Below are 19,401 nucleotides of genomic sequence, written 5' to 3'. Positions count from 1 at the left end.
CTGGCCAGCCATCACGCGCGCCGCGACTTTAGCCAGCGGGATACCGGTGGCTTTCGAGACGAACGGGACGGTACGCGCCGCACGCGGGTTCACTTCAATCAGATACACTTCGTTGTTCTTCACCGCGAACTGCACGTTCATCAGGCCGCGGACCTGCAGTTCGAAGGCCAGCTTCTGTACCTGCTCGCGCATCACATCCTGAATTTCCTGGCTCATGGTGTAGGCGGGCAGAGAACACGCGGAGTCGCCGGAGTGTACGCCCGCCTGCTCGATGTGCTCCATAATGCCGCCAATCAGCACCATTTCGCCGTCGCAGATCGCGTCAACGTCGACTTCTACCGCATCGTCAAGGAAGCGGTCCAGCAGCACCGGCGCATCGTTAGAGACGCTGACCGCAGTCTGGAAGTAGCGACGCAGATCGGCTTCATCGTAGACGATTTCCATCGCCCGGCCGCCGAGAACGTAGGATGGACGAACCACCAGCGGGTAGCCAATCTCTTTCGCCTTTTCAACGGCCATCTCAATCGCGGTGACCGTGGCGTTCGCCGGCTGTTTCAGCTTCAGACGGTCAACCGCCTGCTGGAAACGTTCACGGTCTTCCGCGCGGTCAATCGCATCCGGGCTGGTGCCGATAACCGGTACGCCGGCCGCTTCCAGCGCGCGCGCCAGTTTCAGCGGGGTCTGACCGCCGTACTGGACGATGACGCCCTTCGGCTTCTCGATGCGCACGATTTCCAGCACGTCTTCGAGGGTGACCGGCTCGAAGTACAGACGGTCGGAGGTGTCGTAGTCGGTAGAGACGGTTTCCGGGTTACAGTTGACCATAATGGTCTCGTAACCATCTTCGCGCAGCGCCAGCGAAGCGTGTACGCAGCAGTAGTCGAATTCGATACCCTGGCCGATACGGTTCGGACCGCCGCCGAGGACCATAATCTTATCGCGGTCGACGGACGGATTGGCTTCACACTCGTCTTCATAGGTGGAGTACATATAGGCGGTATCGGTAGCGAATTCCGCCGCGCAGGTATCCACGCGCTTGTAGACCGGGTGCAGGTTGTACTGGTCACGCAGCTTGCGGATTTCGCCTTCACGAACGCCCGCCAGCCTGGCCAGACGCGCGTCGGCAAAGCCTTTGCGCTTCAGCTGACGCAGGAAGTCAGGGGTGAGACCGGTGATGCCGAGGTCAGCCACTTTCTCTTCCAGACGGACCAGCTCTTCAATTTGCACCAGGAACCAGCGGTCAATGTTGGTCAGGTTGAAAACGCCATCTACGGAGAGACCCGCGCGGAAAGCGTCGGCGATGTACCAGATACGCTCGGCGCCGGCGTCTTTCAGTTCGCGACGAATTTTGGTCAGCGCTTCCGGATCGTCCAGGCTAACTTTCGGGTCAAAGCCGGTGGCGCCCACTTCCAGACCGCGCAGCGCTTTCTGCAGAGATTCCTGCTGAGTGCGGCCAATCGCCATCACTTCGCCAACGGATTTCATCTGGGTGGTCAGACGGTCGTTGCTGCCGACGAATTTTTCAAAGTTAAAGCGCGGAATCTTGGTCACGACGTAGTCGATGGACGGTTCGAACGAAGCCGGGGTACGACCGCCGGTGATGTCGTTCATCAGCTCATCCAGGGTGTAACCCACCGCCAGTTTCGCCGCCACTTTGGCAATCGGGAAGCCGGTGGCTTTCGATGCCAGCGCCGAGGAGCGTGATACGCGCGGGTTCATTTCGATAACAATCAGGCGACCGTCTTTCGGGTTTACCGAGAACTGAACGTTAGACCCCCCGGTTTCCACGCCAATTTCGCGCAGCACCGCCATCGAAGCGTTACGCATCACCTGGTATTCTTTATCGGTCAGGGTTTGCGCCGGCGCCACGGTAATCGAGTCACCGGTGTGGATGCCCATGGCATCGAAGTTTTCGATGGAGCAGACAATGATGCAGTTGTCCTTCTTATCGCGCACCACTTCCATTTCATACTCTTTCCAGCCGATCAGCGATTCATCAATCAGCAGCTCGTTGGTCGGAGAGAGATCCAGGCCGCGGGTACAAATTTCTTCGAACTCTTCGCGGTTATAAGCGATACCGCCGCCGGTGCCGCCCATGGTGAACGACGGACGGATGATGCACGGGTAGCCCACGTCAGCGGCAACCGCCAGCGCTTCTTCCATGGTGTGCGCTATCCCGGAACGCGCGGTGTCGAGACCGATTTTCTTCATCGCCACGTCGAAGCGACGGCGGTCTTCCGCTTTATCAATCGCATCGGCGGTGGCGCCGATCATGGTGACGCCGAATTCAGCCAGCACCCCCTGACGCTCCAGCTCCAGCGCGCAGTTCAGCGCGGTCTGGCCGCCCATGGTCGGCAGAACGGCATCCGGGCGCTCTTTTTCGATGATTTTACGCACCACTTCCCAGTGGATAGGCTCAATATAGGTTGCATCGGCCATCTCCGGGTCGGTCATGATGGTGGCCGGGTTCGAGTTCACCAGAATGACGCGGTAACCTTCTTCACGCAGGGCCTTACAGGCCTGTGCGCCAGAGTAGTCAAATTCACAAGCCTGGCCGATAACGATCGGGCCAGCGCCAAGAATCAGGATGCTTTTTATATCTGTACGTTTTGGCATGGCTTTTTTCTCCTGATTATTTCGCGGACTGGCGGTACTGCTCAATTAACTCAATGAAATGGTCGAACAACGGCGCGGCATCGTGCGGACCAGGGCTCGCTTCCGGGTGCCCCTGGAAGCTGAACGCCGGTTTGTCGGTACGGTGGATCCCCTGCAGCGTACCGTCGAACAGCGACTTGTGGGTCACCCGCAGGTTAGCCGGCATCGACGCTTCGTCGACGGCAAAACCGTGGTTCTGCGCGGTAATCATGACCACATTATTATCGATGTCTTTAACCGGGTGGTTACCGCCGTGGTGGCCGAACTTCATCTTAACGGTCTTCGCTCCGCTCGCCAGCGCCAGCAGCTGATGGCCGAGGCAGATGCCAAACACCGGAATATCGGTGGCGAGGAATTTCTCAATTGCCGCAATCGCGTAGTCGCATGGTGCCGGGTCGCCAGGTCCGTTGGACAGGAAGATCCCGTCTGGGTTCATCTTCAGCACCTCTTCGGCGGAGGTTTGCGCCGGTACGACCGTCAGGCGACAGCCGCGGTCCACCAGCATACGCAGAATGTTGCGCTTGGCGCCGAAATCGTAGGCCACGACGTGGAACGGCAGCTCGCTTTCCGCTTTCGCTTCCGGCAGGTCGCCCGCCAGCGTCCAGCTGCCTTGCGTCCAGCTGTAGGTCTCTGAAGTGGTGACTTCTTTCGCCAGGTCCATGCCATTCAGGCCCGGGAACGCTTTGGCTTTTTCCAGCGCCAGCTGCGCATCCAGGTTGTCACCCACGATGATGCAGCCGTTCTGGGCGCCTTTTTCGCGCAGCAAACGGGTCAGCTTACGGGTATCGATATCGGCAATCGCCACGATGTTATGGCGCTTCAGGTAGGAAGAGAGGTCTTCGGTATTGCGGAAGTTGCTGGCAATCAGCGGCAGATCGCGAATAACCAGACCCTGAGCATGTACCTGAGAAGATTCTTCATCGGCGGCGTTGGTGCCGACATTACCGATATGAGGATAAGTAAGAGTGACGATTTGGCGGGAATAGGAAGGATCAGTGAGGATTTCTTGATAACCGGTCATTGAAGTATTGAAAACGACTTCCCCAACCGCCGTGCCCGTTGCCCCGATGGCCCGACCGTGAAACTGGGTTCCGTCTTCCAGAACCAATAGCGCTGACTTAATCAAAACACCCTCCAGAGAATATTCACTCACTTTATTTGCATATTAATGCATACGTGTAGCATGAATCAATGCAAATTTGCTTACCTATGGATTTCTGGCAAACGGCGGCATTCTGGAGAGATGTCGGCTAAAAGTCAACTTAAAGCCGATATTTTTTATCTTCTTTTGCGTCACTGGCCCTTTCACACTGCTTTAGCAGGTAAAAAGATCAACAAACTAGCCTGAGAAAACGCTTGCGGACCAGGAAGATTGCAAAATGAAGGGCATGGAAGTAAAAAAGTAGACCAGATGGTCAAAATTTACAATAACACCACAAAAAAAGAAGAGATAAGGCAAACTTATAGAGAACTAAGATAAAAACAGGAGTTAAATGGCAAAAAATAAAAAGGGCAATAAGACATTGCCCTTTGCAATCAATTACATATTGAATGCAATAACCACATCACGATGGGTAATAAAACTTATAAACTGTTGAGTTCAAGGACATCACGCATATCAAAGAGCCCCGATTTCTTGTTCTTTAACCATAATGCAGAACGAACCGCACCATTGGCAAAAGTCATCCGGCTGGAGGCTTTGTGGCTGATCTCAATACGCTCGCCGATATCAGCAAACATCGCCGTATGTTCGCCGACGATATCTCCGGCGCGCACGGTAGCAAAACCAATGGTCCCCGGTACGCGTTCGCCGGTATGCCCTTCCCGGCTATATACCGCGCAATCCTTCAGATCTTTGTTCAGTGCGCCGGCAATCGCTTCACCCATCGCCAGCGCAGTGCCCGACGGGGCGTCGACTTTATGACGATGGTGCGCTTCGATAATTTCAATATCAGTGTAGTCGCCCATCACCTTCGCCGCTTTTTCCAGCAGCTTTAACAGGACGTTGACGCCGACGCTGAAATTGGCGGCAAAAACGATGGCAATATCCTGCGCTGCATCGCGAATGGCCTGTTTTCCCGCCTCATCAAAGCCGGTAGTGCCAATCACCATGCCTTTACCGTGTTCGCGACAGAACGCAAGGTGGTTCAGCGTGCCTTCCGGACGGGTAAAATCGATCAGCACGTCAAAATCATCTTTCACTGCTGTCAGGCTGCTTTGCACCGCCACGCCGACATTACCGGCGCCGGCCAGTTCCCCGGCGTCGCTGCCGAGCAGGGAGGAACCTTCGCGCTCCAGCGCGGCGCCCAGCGCCACGCCTTCCATCTGCTGTACCGCCTGAATTAACTGGCGTCCCATCCGGCCGCCCGCGCCCGCGATGGCCACGCGGATTTGTGCATCATGCATAGCTATTCTCTTTTGTTAACTTCACGTGAATTGTTTTCAGAGTAACCAGCCCATCGATGAGCCGCTACTCAAAAACGCCGATAATTAGAAATTTATGACAAACGGCGCTCGATATCAGTAAAAACTATAAGCTGGCATCAAAGTCAGGTCTTTCTCGCGGGTACCGGGCCGGGCTTATCCCCGGCGAAAGCCGCAGGATCGCCGGTGCCGGTCACAGTTGTCTCTCTTTACCTTACGCAGCCCCCTCAAATGAGAGATGTCGCGCAGATCTTGCGCCTGCCAGCCGGACTGCTCGCCCGCCAGAATGCGGGCCATGAGCGATTACCTGAGCGAGAAAATTTATCACCGCCGATCGCGGTTATGGCGCCAGGGCCAGCACTTCCGCCACCCAGCGCTGAAAACCGGCGACGTCCAGATCCAGCGCCACCCGGGCATTCGCCGGTTGCACCAGCCGCCCTTCGATATCGACGACGGTGGTGCCGGACGTCCAGCGGCCTTGCGTTTCCACCGCCACAAAGCACGGCTTGAGGGTAAATAGCTCAGGGCGCACCAGCCACGCAATGGCGCACAGATCGTGCATCCGCAGCCCGCTGCTCATGCTGCCGCTACGATAGTGGCTGAACAGGGCGTGCAGCATTTTCCCGGTGTTGTTCAACGTCGGAAGCGTGGCCAGATACTCTGGTGCCAGCACCGCCTGATGAGTGACGTCGAGGCCGCACATCACAATCTCCAGGCCGCTCCGGAAGACCTTCGCCGCCGCTTCCGGATCGATGGCAATATTAAACTCCGCATTTGGCGTAAAGTTACCGCGGCCGGCAGAACCGCCCATGATCACCAGCCGGCGTATGTTAAAGCGGCACTCCGGGTACTGCGTCAGCAGCAGCGCGATGTTGGTCAACGGACCAATCGCCACCAGGGTGATCGGCTCCGGCGCATGCATCAGCGTATCGCGAATAGCCTGAAAGGCCGGTTTCTGCAGCGGCTGGCCGTCGTGTTCGACGAAATCATACCCCGCCATCCCGGATTCGCCGTGGACGGAGGCCGCATCGCGCAGCGGGCGCAGCAGAGGCATTGAAGCCCCCTGAGCCAGCGGCACCTTAGCCTGCCAGAAGTGCAGCAGTTGCAGCGCGTTGCGGGTGGTTTTTTCCACCGACACGTTGCCCGCCACCGTGGTCATCAATTGCAGATCCAGCTCAGGGGCGAACAGCGCCGCGGCGATCGCCGCCGCATCGTCAATGCCGGGATCGGTATCAAGAATGATCGGTAAGCGCATAGTTTCTCCAAAAAAAATGCCAGACGTTAAGTCTGGCATCTTCGCACATCAGGGCAGGAAAGAACTTACTCTACTTCACGGACATCAACCCGCAGCTCTTTCGGTACCTCGAAAACGATATTCTCTTCGCGGCCTTCCAGCGGCACGGCTTCTCCGCCGCCGAGCGCCTGCAGACGCGCAATCACGTTCTGCACCAGGATATCCGGGGCCGAGGCGCCGGCGGTTACGCCCACGCATTGCGCCTCTTTGACCCACGTCTCCTGGATATCGGTCGCATCGTCAATCAGATAGGCCGCTTTGCCCATCCGCTGCGCCAGCTCCGCCAGCCGGTTAGAGTTGGACGAGTTTTTCGACCCCACCACCAGCACCACATCGGCCTGTTCCGCCAGCGCGCGCACCGCTTCCTGACGGTTGGTGGTGGCATAACAGATATCATCTTTACGCGGGCCGACAATTTTCGGGAAACGCTCACGCAGCGCATCGATCACGTCAGAGGTATCGTCGACGGAGAGCGTGGTCTGGGTCATAAACGACAGCCGGGCATCGTCTTTCACTTCCAGCGTCCAGACGTCATCAGGCGATTCAACCAGGTACATCCCCCCTGCCGGGTTGCTGTACTGGCCCATCGTCCCTTCGACTTCCGGGTGGCCGGCATGACCGATCAGAATCGACTCTTCGCCACGGCGGCTGGCGCGGGCGACTTCCATGTGCACCTTGGTCACCAGCGGACAGGTGGCGTCAAAGACCGTCAGATCGCGGCTTTTCGCTTCGTTACGTACCGCCTGCGAAACGCCGTGCGCGGAGAAAATCAGGATCGCGCCGTCCGGCACTTCGCCAATCTGTTCGATAAAAATGGCGCCGCGTTTACGCAGGCTATCGACCACATAGCGGTTATGCACCACTTCATGACGCACATAAATCGGCGCGCCGTAAAGCGTCAGCGCGTTTTCGACAATGCTGATAGCGCGGTCAACGCCGGCGCAAAAGCCGCGCGGGTTAGCCAACAGGATCTGCATTTCACTCCTCCAGCGCCGGATCGACTTCCAGCACTTCAATATCAAAATGGACGGTGCGCCCGGCCAGCGGGTGGTTGAAATCAACGGTGATCGAATCGCCGTTCACTTCACGAATCACGCCAGGCATTTCGCTGCCATCCATTGCGGTAAAGAGCATAATCGCGCCGATTTCCGGCTCGCCCGCATCGATAAATTCGCGACGGGAGAAATACTGGATAAGATCCGGGCTTGGCACGCCAAACGCGGCATCAGGCTCCAGCGAAAAGGTGGTTTTATCCCCGGCTTTCAGCCCCAGCAGATGCTGCTCCAGGCCTTCGGAAAGCGATGCATCGCCAAGACGAAACAGGGCCGGCTTACCGTTGTTGCGCGTAGACTCCGCGGTGGAGCCATCATCAAGTTTCAACGTGAAGTGCACCAGCACCGCGCTGTTGCTCTGTACAGAGTTAGACATGCAGGTTTGCTCTAAGTTTTAATCTGTATGTTACCCCACCGATGCCCGCTAAAAGGCGCCGGCAGGGCAAATTTATCATGTAGGCCGGGTCAACGCGAACGTCGCCCGGCAAGGATCAGGCGGTTTTTCTGGCCGCGCCAGGTAAAAAGCCTTCCAGCACAATCAGCGCCGCGCCGATGCAAATCGCGGTATCGGCAAGGTTGAAGGTGGCGAAATGCCAGTCGCCGACGTAGAAATCAATCATATCGACGACAAAACCGTGCCATAGCCGGTCGAACAAATTGCCCAACGCGCCGCCAATGATCAGCGCGTAGGCAATGTTGTTCAGCTTTTGCGTGGCCTTCGAACGGTACATCAAGACCGCCAGAATCACGCAGATACCGATGGCGATTCCCGCAAAGAACCAGCGCTGCCAGCCGCCGCTATCAGCGAGGAAGCTAAAAGCGGCGCCGTAGTTGCGCGCATAATGCAGATTAAGCGACGGGAACAGCGATACCGTATCCCCCAGAGCGAAGTTCTGGATGATCAGGAATTTGCTGCCCAGATCGATAATCAGCACCGCTACGACGACCCAAAGCCAGCGTAGCCCCGTTGAACAGACAGATTTACTCATCAGGCAAACTTACGTTGTTCGCCGTCGCCGGCGACGTTGCTGACACAGCGACCGCAGATTTCCGCGTGTTCCGCCACCTTGCCGACATCGCTGGTGTAGTGCCAGCAGCGTGGGCATTTCTCACCTTCGGCTTTGCTCAGCACGACTTTCAGACCTTTCAGCAGTTCACTCTGCCAGGCATCAGCCGGAGCCTGGGTATCATCGGCAACCGTCGCCCCGGAGGTCAACAGGACAAATCGCAATTCGCTGCCCAGCGCGTTCAGCTTCGCCGCCAGATCGGCATCGGCATACAGCGTCACCGCCGCTTCCAGAGAGCCGCCCACCAGCTTGTCAGCACGCGCCTGCTCGATGACCTTGTTGACTTCACCGCGCACCTGCAGCAGATCGTCCCAGAAGTCGTCGTTCATCGCTTCGTCGTCGGCCAGGCCGAACAGACCTTCATACCACTCGCCGGTAAAGACGTATTTCTCACGGGAACCCGGCAGGTAGCCCCAGATTTCGTCTGCGGTGAAGGACATGATCGGCGCCATCCAGCGAACCAGCGCTTCGACGATATGGAACAGCGCGGTCTGACAGCTACGACGCGCCACGCTGTCCGCTTTCGCGGTGTACTGGCGGTCTTTGATGATGTCGAGATAGAACGAGCCCATTTCGATGGAGCAGAAACGCATCAGACGCTGCACCACTTCGTGGAAATCGTAGGATTCGTAGGCTTTCAGGATATCTTCCTGCGCCGCTTTCGCGCAGCCTACCGCCCAGCGATCGAGCACCACCATCTCTTCCGGTTTCACCATGTCTGTCAGCGGATCGAAACCGTTGAGGTTCGCCAGCAGGAAGCGCGCGGTGTTACGGATACGACGATAGCTGTCGGCGGCACGTTTGAGGATCTCGTCTGAGACCGCCATTTCGCCGGTATAGTCGGTAGAGGCCACCCACAGACGCAGAATATCCGCGCCCAGTTTGTTCATCACATCCTGCGGGGAGACGGTGTTGCCGATGGATTTGGACATCTTGCGTCCCTGACCATCAACGGTAAAGCCGTGGGTCAGTACCTGGCGGTACGGCGCTTTGCCCTTCATCGCCGTGGAGATCATCAGCGAGGACATGAACCAGCCGCGGTGCTGGTCGGAACCTTCCAGATACATATCGGCAGCGTGACCCGAAAATTCCGGACGCACGTCGACCACGGAAGAGTGGGTAGACCCGGAGTCGAACCATACGTCCAGGGTATCCGGCACCTTCTCGTAGCTATCGGCATCGGCGCCAAGAATTTCGCTTGCGTCCAGATCCCACCATGCCTGAATCCCGTCGACTTCGACGCGTTTAGCGACTTCTTCCATCAGCTCCAGCGTGCGCGGATGCAGTTCCTGCGTCTCTTTGTGTACGAACAGCGACATCGGCACGCCCCAGGTACGCTGACGGGAGATACACCAGTCCGGACGGTTGGCCACCATCGACTCGATACGCGCCTGACCCCAGTCCGGGATCCACTGCACGCCTTTGATCTCTTTCAGCGACTGCGCACGCAGGCCCTGCTGATCCATACTCACGAACCACTGCGGGGTGGCGCGGAAGATGATCGGCGACTTGTGGCGCCAGCAGCACGGATAGCTGTGCTGCATTTTTTCCACGTGCAGCAGCGCGCCGCTGCCACGCAGCATCTCAACGATAATGTCGTTGGCTTTAAAGACGTTGATGCCGTCCAGCGCCGGATAAGTTCCTGGCAGATAGGAGCCGTCCGGCCCCACCGGGTTAGCAATTTCCAGCGCATATTTCTGGCTGATGGTGTAGTCATCCGGACCGTGGCCGCCGGCGGTATGGACCGCGCCGGTACCCGCATCCAGCGTAACGTGATCGCCAAGGATCGCCGGAACGTCAAAGTCGAGGAACGGATGCTTAAAGCGCATCAGCTCCAGCGCGGCACCTTGCACCACCGCCAGGATGGTGTAATCCGCGATACCCACGCGTTTCATGACGCTTTCAACCAGGTCTTTCGCCACAATCAGCGCCTGGCCGTCAACCTGCACCAGCGCGTAGTCAAATTCCGCAGACAGCGAAATGGCGCGGTTGGCCGGCAGCGTCCACGGCGTGGTGGTCCAGATAACCAGCGAGATCGGGCCGCTGACATCGGCAACGCCGAATTTCGCTTCTACCGCCGCTTTATCGACCGCGTGGAACGCCACATCGATAGAAGGCGAGGTTTTGTCGTAGTACTCAACTTCCGCTTCCGCCAGCGCGGAACGGCAGTCCACGCACCAGTGCACCGGCTTCGCCCCCTTATGCAGGTGGCCGTTGCCGATGATTTTACCCAGCGCGCGGATGATATTGGCTTCGGTTTTGAAGTCCATGGTCAGGTACGGATGCGACCAGTCGCCCAGCACGCCGAGGCGGATAAAGTCTTTACGCTGCCCGTCGACCTGCGTCGCCGCGTATTCACGGCATTTGGCGCGGAATTCCGCCGCGGTGAATTTTTCCCCCGGTTTGCCGTACTCCTGCTCCACTTTCAGCTCGATCGGCAGACCGTGGCAGTCCCAACCCGGCACGTAAGGCGAATCATAGCCCGCCAGCCCTTTGGACTTAACGATAATGTCTTTCAGAATCTTGTTAACCGAGTGACCAATATGAATGCTGCCATTCGCATAAGGAGGGCCATCATGCAGAATGAAGGTTTTTTTGCCTTTTTTCGCTGCACGGATGATGCCGTACAGGTCATCATCGGTCCAACGCGCCAGCATCCCCGGTTCGCGTTTGGCGAGGTCGCCACGCATCGGGAACCCTGTTTCCGGCAAATTCAGGGTCGATTTATAGTCACTCATCAGATTCTCGGTTCCGTATTTCGGTTTGATTAACACCAACAGGCTTATGCCTGGCTGGTCAGCCCAAAGAACTCGCGGGCCGTTAACTCATCTCGTGCAATTTGCGCCTTCAGCTCATCGAGCGACGCAAATCGCTGTTCGTTACGTATTTTTTTACGCAGTATTACATCTATATGGCGACCATAGAGGTCCATTACAACGTCCAGCAGATGCACTTCCAGCTGTTGCCGCACGCCAGCGACCGTTGGGCGGGTGCCAATATTGGCGACGCCCACTAACGGTGTGTCGCCCAGTCCGCGCACTTCAACCGCATAGACCCCTTTCACCGGGGAAACCTGACGACGTAGCGGTAAGTTCGCCGTCGGGAAACCGATGGTGCGCCCCAGCTCATCGCCGTGGACCACCCGCCCGGAAATGGCAAAGGGATGACCCAGCAGAGTTTCCGCCAGCGCAAGGTCGTCGTCCGCCAGCGCCTGGCGCACCGCCGTGCTGCTGATACGCACGCCGCCTTCACAGAAGGTTTGGGTACTGGTGACGTCAAAACCGTATTCCGCACCCGCTTTCTGTAATAACAAGAAATCCCCCTGGCGACCAGCGCCAAAGCGGAAATCATCGCCGACGGCGAGGAACTGCACGCCTAACCGGCGCACCAGCAGTTCGCTGATAAAGTCCTGCGCGGTCAAGGCGGCGAAGCGTCGGTCAAAACGCACGCACAGCACATAGTCGACGCCGCTTTCAGCCAGATAGCCCAGCTTTTCCCGCAGACGCGTCAAACGTGCTGGCGCCTTATCGGCGGCAAACAGCTCCAGCGGCTGTGGTTCGAAAATCATCACCACCACCGGTAGACCACGCTGGCGGCCTTCTGCGCGCAAACGCTGCAGCAGCGCCTGATGCCCGCGATGCACACCGTCAAAATTTCCAATGGTCAGCACGCACCCGTGCGGCGCCTGACTGAGATTATGTATGCCGCGTATCAGCTTCATGTCTGGCTCAAAACAGTGAAAATCGTCCGAGTATACCTTGTACAACTGACGACGTTAACCAGCGATTGCACCTCTTCAGCGAAAGATCCCGGGAATTCATCCACTCAGCGCGGGAATACGTGAAAAACTCCCCGCCCCCTTCGATTTTTATGGTGGAAAGGCTGTATTCGCCTGCAACAAGCTGGTAGAATCTTGCGCCATCACTACGTAATAAAGCGTTGTTGTTTTAAGCGGCGCTTATTTGCACAAATCCATTGACAAAAGAAGGCTAAACGGGCATATTCCTCGGCCTTTGAATTGTCCATATAGAACACATTTGGGAGTTGGACCTTGGCTAATATCAAATCAGCTAAGAAGCGCGCCGTTCAGTCTGAAAAGGCCCGCAAGCACAACGCTAGCCGTCGCTCTATGATGCGTACTTTCATCAAGAAAGTATACGCAGCTATCGAAGCTGGCGACAAAGCTACTGCACTGAAAGCATTTAACGAAATGCAACCGATCGTGGACCGTCAGGCTGCTAAAGGTCTGATCCACAAAAACAAAGCTGCGCGTCATAAAGCAAACCTGACCGCTCAGATCAACAAACTGGCTTAATCGCCTGCTTGTTATCGCTTTGTAGAAAAACCCGCGAAAGCGGGTTTTTTTATGCCTGTCATTTACGCCAGAAGCGCCGCAGGCGCAAGGTGTCGTTACGATACGGGCGAGGTAAAGAGCGCTGAATAGTCGCGATTGCAGATACGCTGCACCGCCGGATGCTGAATCATCCTTTCAGCAAAGATGGCGTGGTACTCCTCCATCACATTATCCATCCGCCCAATCTCAATAATTGACTCATCATGATAGAAATCATGGGCGTAAAGCGTTGGGGCGACAAAAATCGCATTGTGCGCCGCGCCGAATGCCTTCATCAGAGCCGCATCGTCAAACTCACCGAGAATTTCGACCTTCAGTCCCTGCGAATTGAACCAGTTGAGTAACTTGCGCCCCAGCATCGAACGGCGCCCGGGGATCAGTAAACGGCGCTCCTCCAGACAAGCGGGAAACGGTTTTTCCGGCGGCGGATTCATACACCAGAAACTCACGCTGCACTCCCCGATACGCACCGAAAACAGCCCTTCCTGCTGCGTGGAGTCAATCGGGCAGTCAGAGATAATCATATCCAGCTTGTGCTGGCTGAGCTGCTCCAGCAGCATTTCGTGGGTCGACTCAAAACAGCGCAGGTGAATCTGTTCATTATCGACCACCGCCGCATCCAGCACCCCGCTCACCAGCCGTTTCGACAGCGCATCGGCGACGCCAACGTCAAACAGCAGGTTGGACTCTTTGCGGTAGTTCACAATATCGAGCATCTCCTGGCTCAGCGTGAACATACGGTCAGCGTAGCGAAATACCAGCTCCCCCAGCTCGCTCGGCTCCAGCCCCCTGCCCTTACGCTTAAACAGCTTCCCCTGCAGGCGCTCTTCAAGCGCTTTGATTTGCCCGGTGATGGTCTGCGGGGTCAGGAACAATGCCTCCGCAGCGCCAACAACGGAGCCTTCCTTATAAACGTGCCAGAAGTAGTACAAATGGTTGTAATTAATATGCGACATATTTCTCTCCCTGATAATGCCAGGGAGAGCCTTCGGAGGCTCTCCCGTGAAGGTTAAACGGCGGCGGGACCTGCTATCCACCTACGAAGAATCATATAACCGGTAACCGCCGACAGGACAGAACCTATCAGGATCCCCAGCTTCGCCCAGTTGATTAATCCGGGGTCCACGCTACCGAAGGCCAGACTGGCGATAAAAATCGACATGGTGAAGCCAATCCCGCACAGAATGCCGACGGCCATAATCTGCTGGCAGGTAGTGCCCTCCGGCAGTGAAGCCCACCTGAGCTTCAGCGCCAGCCAGCAGAACAGACTGATACCTAGCGGCTTACCAATAAACAGCCCGGCAATGATGCCCAGCGGTAGCAGCGACGTCAGCCCTTCAAGCGTCACGCCTTGCAGCGACACGCCGGCGTTGGCGAAGGCGAAAAGCGGTAAAATCAGATAAGCCACCCACGGATGCAGGACATGCTCAAGCTGCCTGGCCGGAGATTTGCCGGCGCGTTCCTTCAGCGGGATCATGAAGCCGACAATGACCCCGGCTAAAGTCGCGTGAACGCCGGATTTCAACACCGCGGTCCACAGCACGGCCCCCACCAGGAGGTAAATACCGCTCCGCCGGACGCCGCACAGATTCAGCGCCGCCAGCACGACGATCGCCCCTGCCGCAACGGCCAGCGACAGCATCGACAGATCGTGGGTATAGAACAGGGCAATAATGACGATCGCCCCCAGGTCATCAATAATGGCCAACGCCATCAGGAAAATTTTCAGCGCGGTGGGCACGCGGCTCCCCAACAGGGCCAGAACGCCCAGTGCAAAGGCGATATCGGTCGCCGCCGGAATCGCCCACCCTTCCCGGGTAATCGGATCCTGAGCGTTAAACGCCAGGTAAATCAACGCCGGAACCACCATCCCGCCGAAGGCGGCGACCACCGGGAAAACCGCCTGACGACGGCTGGCTAGCGCGCCCTGAATCATCTCACGCTTCACCTCCAGACCAATCAACAGAAAGAAGACCGCCATCAGCGCATCGTTAATCCACAGCAGCATGTTCTTATTGATTTCCAACGCGCCCACACGCAGCTGAACGGGCGTTTGCAGAAAAGAGTGGTACAGAGCGCTGGTCGCGCCGGTATTAGCCAATAGCATCGCCAGCGCAGCCGCGCAAATAAGGATAATCCCTCCTGAAGCATCGCTACTAAAAAAACGCTGCAGATGTTTCACGTTTACTCTCTCTATAAGGCTAATTCATCGATGAAACTATTTTAGTCGCCATAACACTTCGAAAAAATAAGTTTATTATTGCGTTATAGATCGGCTTTTACGATATGAAACCAGACTTAGCAACAAGCACCCCGGCGGGGAGATACAGAGATCATTAACAGATAGTGGGCTATAAACAAAAAAGCCACTTTAACAATAAAGTGGCTTTTTAAACTCGCTGTGGATTAGCGGGTCAAATCGTCGAAGAACTTCTTCACGCCGTCAAAGAAACTTTTGGAGCGCGGGCTGTTTTTCTCCCCCGTCGGGCCGCCAAAACTTTCCTGCAGATCCTTGAGCAGCTGTTTCTGTTTGTCATTCAGCCCGACCGGCGTTTCAACCACCACACGACACAGCAGATCGCCCTGCGCACCGCCGCGCACCGACTTCACGCCTTTACCACGCATGCGGAACAGCTTGCCGGTCTGCGTTTCGCCTGGTACTTTCAGGTTCACGCGGCCATCCAGCGTCGGAACTTCAATCTCACCGCCGAGTGCGGCCATGGTGAAGTTAATCGGCACTTCGCAGTACAGGTTATTGCCCTCACGCTCAAAAATGGCGTGCTGCTTAACCTGGACCTGAACGTACAGGTCGCCCGCCGGAGCGCCGTGCTCACCCGCTTCACCTTCGCCTGAGAGACGAATACGATCGCCGGTATCGACACCCGCCGGGATTTTAACCGACAGGGTTTTGGTTTTCTCAACCCGACCGTGGCCGTGGCATTTGTTGCACGGATCTTTAATCAGCGTCCCGCGTCCCTGGCAATGAGGACAGGTTTGCTGAACGGCAAAGAAGCCCTGGCGCATCTGTACCTGACCGGCGCCGTGACAGGTTGGACAGGTTTGCGGCTTGCTGCCGGCTTTCGCGCCGCTGCCGTGACAGACATCACACTCTTCCAGCGTCGGAATACGAATCTCTTTCGTCACGCCGCGAACGGCTTCTTCCAGCGTCAGTTCCATGTTGTAACGCAGGTCAGCGCCACGCGCTGCGCGTTGACGGCCGCGACCGCCGCCGAAGATATCGCCGAAAACATCGCCAAAGATATCACTGAAATCTGCGCCGCCGCCAAAACCGCCGCCGCCGCCCATGCCGCCTTGTTCAAAGGCCGCATGGCCGTACTGATCGTAGGCCGCACGCTTCTGGTCATCAGTCAGGACTTCATACGCTTCTTTAATTTCTTTAAATCTGGCTTCGGCTTCTTTATCGCCCTGGTTACGGTCCGGGTGATATTTCATGGCCAGGCGCTTGTAGGCCTTTTTGATTTCACGCTCATCCGCTGTTTTGGAAACGCCCAAAATCTCGTAATAATCTTGCTTTGCCATTGGTGTTTTTCAGCCCCTTAACATGCGTGCACGGGCGGAGAGGAAACCTCTTCGCCCGTGCCAGTGTTTTACCCGTTCAAAGGGCGATTATTTTTTGTCTTTCACTTCTTCGAACTCTGCGTCAACGACATCGTCGTCCTTCGCATTGCCTTCGGAAGCTTCAGCGCCGCCAGCCTGCTGCTGAGCGTGCTGCTGCTGAGCAATTTCCATCAGCTTCTGCGAAGCCTGCGCCAGCGCCTGCATTTTCGCTTCAATATCGGCTTTATCTTCACCTTTCAGCGAGGTTTCCAGCGCGGTCAGCGCAGACTCGATCGCCGTTTTGTCGTCAGCCGGCAGTTTGTCGCCTGCTTCTTCAACCTGCTTACGGGTGCTGTGCAGCAGATGGTCACCCTGGTTGCGGGTCTGAACCAGCTCTTCGAACTTACGGTCAGATTCAGCATTCGCTTCCGCATCGCGAACCATTTTGGCAATTTCTTCTTCGTTCAGGCCAGAAGACGCTTTAATGGTAATTTTCTGCTCTTTACCGCTGTTTTTGTCCTTCGCCGACACGTGCAGGATCCCATCAGCATCGATGTCGAAGGTGACTTCGATCTGCGGCATGCCGCGCGGTGCCGGGTTAATCCCATCCAGGTTGAACTGACCCAGTGATTTGTTATCGGAGGCGCGTTTACGCTCGCCCTGAATCACATGGATGGTTACCGCAGACTGGTTGTCTTCTGCAGTAGAGAACACCTGGCTGTGCTTGGTCGGGATGGTGGTATTTTTGTTGATCAGCGCAGTCATGACGCCGCCCATGGTTTCGATACCCAGCGACAGCGGGGTAACGTCCAGCAGCAGAACGTCTTTCACTTCACCGGTCAGTACGCCGCCCTGAACCGCAGCGCCGATAGCGACCGCTTCATCCGGGTTAACGTCTTTACGCGGCTCTTTACCGAAGAACTCAGCCACTTTCTTCTGCACCATCGGCATACGAGTCTGACCACCGACCAGGATAACGTCCTGGATATCGGACACGGACAGGCCAGCATCCTGCAGAGCAACTTTCAGCGGCTCGATGGAGCGGTTAACCAGATCTTCAACCAGGCTCTCCAGTTTCGCACGCGTCACTTTGATGTTCATGTGTTTCGGACCGGTGGCGTCTGCAGTGATGTACGGCAGGTTCACGTCGGTCTGCTGAGCGGAAGAAAGCTCAATTTTCGCTTTTTCAGCCGCTTCTTTCAGACGCTGCATGGCCAGCGGATCGTTACGCAGGTCAATGCCCTGATCTTTCTTAAACTCGTCAACGAGGTAGTTGATCATGCGGCTATCGAAGTCTTCACCACCCAGGTGGGTATCACCGTTGGTTGCCAGAACTTCGAAGGTTTTTTCGCCGTCAACTTCGTCGATTTCGATAATAGAGATATCGAAGGTACCACCACCAAGGTCGTAAACCGCGATAGTACGGTTGCCGACTTCTTTATCCAGACCGTAAGCCAGCGCAGCGGCGGTCGGTTCGTTGATGATACGTTTGACTTCCAGACCTGCGATACGGCCGGCGTCTTTAGTTGCCTGACGCTGAGCATCGTTAAAGTAGGCCGGTACGGTGATAACCGCTTCAGTTACCGGTTCACCCAGGTAATCTTCTGCCGTTTTCTTCATTTTCTTCAGCACTTCGGCAGAGATCTGCGGCGGTGCCATTTTCTGACCTTTCACATCAAGCCATGCGTCGCCGTTGTCGGCGCCGATGATTTTGTACGGCATGATGGATACGTCACGCTGAACTTCTTCGTCCTGGAAGCGGCGACCAATCAGGCGTTTAATCGCAAACAGAGTATTTTGCGGGTTTGTCACTGCCTGACGTTTAGCCGGCTGACCAACCAGAGTTTCACCATCCTGGGTATAAGCAATGATAGAAGGCGTGGTGCGATCGCCTTCGGCGTTCTCCAGCACACGTGCAGTAGTGCCATCCATAATCGCTACACAAGAGTTGGTAGTACCCAGGTCGATACCAATAATTTTACCCATCTAAACGTCTCCACTAAAAATTCGATCAACATGTGGTTGTAAACCTGTAATAAGGGCGAAACCTTTGGTTTCAACTGCCCCGACATCATTTTTTTCAGGTTCATTCACTGCGGTTGACTACAAGATGGGGTCGCCCACCGCTTCATCAAGGGGGGAGGCAAAAAAATTTTTATCTTTATATTGCCGCCGACGGGACGGGGGCGGGAATATCCACGCCAGGAGCGGGCAGGAAAGCGGCGTTCATTGTTCAGCATCATGCCACCCGACGCCCCGCTCCTCTGCCCGTCGATCAACCATGAGCGGCATTACGCGCTCGCTGCGTAAATTGGCGAAAAATACCCCGCCAGATCATAGACAGTTATCCGGGGCCTCATTATTATGCCGCGCCCCGCCACCGTATGGCGGGGTAATGCTTCCCTTTCTAATCATTATTCTGAGGAATTATGGGCAACACTAAGTTGGCTAATCCGGCACCGCTGGGCCTTATGGGCTTCGGCATGACCACTGTTCTGCTTAACCTGGCGAATAGCGGCCTGTTCGCGTTTGATGTAGCTATCCTGGCGATGGGCATTTTTTACGGCGGCATTGCGCAGATTTTCGCCGGCCTGCTGGAATTTAAAAAAGGCAACACCTTTGGTTTAACCGCTTTTACCTCCTACGGCGCCTTCTGGCTGACGTTGGTCGCGATTCTTCTGATGCCGAAAATGGGCCTGGCAGAAGCGCCAAATGCGCACTTCCTGGGCATGTATCTCGGACTATGGGGAGTCTTCACGCTGTTTATGTTCTTCGGCACCCTGAAAGCCGCACGGGTGCTGCAATTCGTCTTCCTGAGCCTGACCGTCCTGTTTGCGCTGCTGGCAATCGGTCATCTGGCGGATAACGAAGGTATCGTCAAAATTGCGGGCTACCTTGGCCTGGTCTGCGGCGGTAGCGCCATTTACCTGGCGATGGCTGAAGTCCTGAACGAGCAGTTTGGCCGTACGGTGCTGCCAATCGGCGCGCCACTGTGAT

Annotated in this window: 15 protein-coding genes; 2 read left to right on the top strand and 13 right to left on the bottom strand. The window is 56.3% G+C overall.

Annotated features, from left to right (window positions below; genetic code table 11):
- The 9 genes from carB to ribF form a co-directional block, all read right to left on the bottom strand.
- A partial coding sequence (gene carB / locus ACI2JR_RS10800; RefSeq protein WP_462478517.1) for a carbamoyl-phosphate synthase large subunit occupies positions 1–2,616 on the bottom strand: 2,616 nt, incomplete at its 3' end.
- 16 nt (positions 2,617–2,632) lie between these two features.
- Entirely contained in the window at positions 2,633–3,781 is a 1,149-nt protein-coding gene (carA, locus tag ACI2JR_RS10795) for a glutamine-hydrolyzing carbamoyl-phosphate synthase small subunit (RefSeq protein ID WP_132729957.1), read from the bottom strand.
- A gap of 458 nt (positions 3,782–4,239) precedes the next feature.
- The gene (gene dapB / locus ACI2JR_RS10790; protein ID WP_132729958.1) at positions 4,240–5,061 is read right to left on the bottom strand and encodes a 4-hydroxy-tetrahydrodipicolinate reductase; all 822 of its coding nucleotides are present in this window, start codon (positions 5,059–5,061) and stop codon (positions 4,240–4,242) included.
- A gap of 358 nt (positions 5,062–5,419) precedes the next feature.
- Complete coding sequence (gene rihC, locus ACI2JR_RS10785; RefSeq protein WP_462478516.1) at positions 5,420–6,334, bottom strand: ribonucleoside hydrolase RihC; 915 nt, start codon at positions 6,332–6,334, stop codon at positions 5,420–5,422.
- Between the two features lie 65 nt (positions 6,335–6,399).
- On the bottom strand, positions 6,400–7,350 hold the full coding sequence (gene ispH / locus ACI2JR_RS10780) for a 4-hydroxy-3-methylbut-2-enyl diphosphate reductase (RefSeq protein ID WP_462478515.1): 951 nt from the start codon (positions 7,348–7,350) through the stop codon (positions 6,400–6,402).
- 1 nt (position 7,351) lies between these two features.
- Complete coding sequence (fkpB, locus tag ACI2JR_RS10775; protein WP_132729961.1) at positions 7,352–7,801, bottom strand: FKBP-type peptidyl-prolyl cis-trans isomerase; 450 nt, start codon at positions 7,799–7,801, stop codon at positions 7,352–7,354.
- 115 nt (positions 7,802–7,916) lie between these two features.
- Positions 7,917–8,414: a signal peptidase II gene (gene lspA / locus ACI2JR_RS10770; protein ID WP_132729962.1), complete on the bottom strand. Its 498-nt coding sequence runs from the start codon at positions 8,412–8,414 to the stop codon at positions 7,917–7,919.
- On the bottom strand, positions 8,414–11,230 hold the full coding sequence (gene ileS, locus ACI2JR_RS10765) for an isoleucine--tRNA ligase (RefSeq protein WP_462478514.1): 2,817 nt from the start codon (positions 11,228–11,230) through the stop codon (positions 8,414–8,416). The genes lspA and ileS overlap by 1 nt, the downstream gene beginning before the upstream one ends.
- A 44-nt stretch (positions 11,231–11,274) precedes the next feature.
- Positions 11,275–12,213 carry a bifunctional riboflavin kinase/FAD synthetase gene (gene ribF, locus ACI2JR_RS10760; protein WP_132729964.1) on the bottom strand — a complete coding sequence of 313 codons (939 nt, stop codon included), beginning with the start codon at positions 12,211–12,213 and terminating at the stop codon, positions 11,275–11,277.
- Between the two features lie 330 nt (positions 12,214–12,543).
- Between ribF and rpsT the strand changes: the two genes are divergently transcribed.
- A complete protein-coding gene (rpsT, locus tag ACI2JR_RS10755) occupies positions 12,544–12,807 on the top strand; it encodes a 30S ribosomal protein S20 (RefSeq protein WP_003018940.1) in 264 nt (87 codons plus the stop codon).
- 95 nt (positions 12,808–12,902) lie between these two features.
- On the opposite strand, the gene nhaR is transcribed toward rpsT, so the two are convergent.
- From nhaR to dnaK, 4 genes are all read right to left on the bottom strand, one after another.
- Entirely contained in the window at positions 12,903–13,802 is a 900-nt protein-coding gene (nhaR, locus tag ACI2JR_RS10750; protein WP_132729965.1) for a transcriptional activator NhaR, read from the bottom strand.
- Positions 13,803–13,855: 53 nt separating this feature from the next.
- Entirely contained in the window at positions 13,856–15,028 is a 1,173-nt protein-coding gene (gene nhaA, locus ACI2JR_RS10745; protein ID WP_462478513.1) for a Na+/H+ antiporter NhaA, read from the bottom strand.
- A 224-nt stretch (positions 15,029–15,252) separates the two neighbouring features.
- Positions 15,253–16,386: a molecular chaperone DnaJ gene (gene dnaJ / locus ACI2JR_RS10740; RefSeq protein ID WP_132729967.1), complete on the bottom strand. Its 1,134-nt coding sequence runs from the start codon at positions 16,384–16,386 to the stop codon at positions 15,253–15,255.
- 87 nt (positions 16,387–16,473) lie between these two features.
- Positions 16,474–18,390, bottom strand: coding sequence for a molecular chaperone DnaK (gene dnaK, locus ACI2JR_RS10735; RefSeq protein ID WP_132729968.1), 1,917 nt, complete (start codon positions 18,388–18,390; stop codon positions 16,474–16,476).
- 443 nt (positions 18,391–18,833) lie between these two features.
- On the opposite strand from dnaK, the gene satP reads away from it, so the two are divergent.
- A complete protein-coding gene (gene satP, locus ACI2JR_RS10730; protein ID WP_132729969.1) occupies positions 18,834–19,400 on the top strand; it encodes an acetate uptake transporter in 567 nt (188 codons plus the stop codon).
- Position 19,401: the final 1 nt, after the last annotated feature.

The sequence above is a fragment of the Klebsiella sp. NPDC088457 genome (assembly GCF_044900465.1).
Taxonomy (GTDB): domain Bacteria; phylum Pseudomonadota; class Gammaproteobacteria; order Enterobacterales; family Enterobacteriaceae; genus Klebsiella.
Note: the sequence above shows the minus strand (reverse complement) of the source record. Positions and strands in the feature narration are given on the sequence as shown.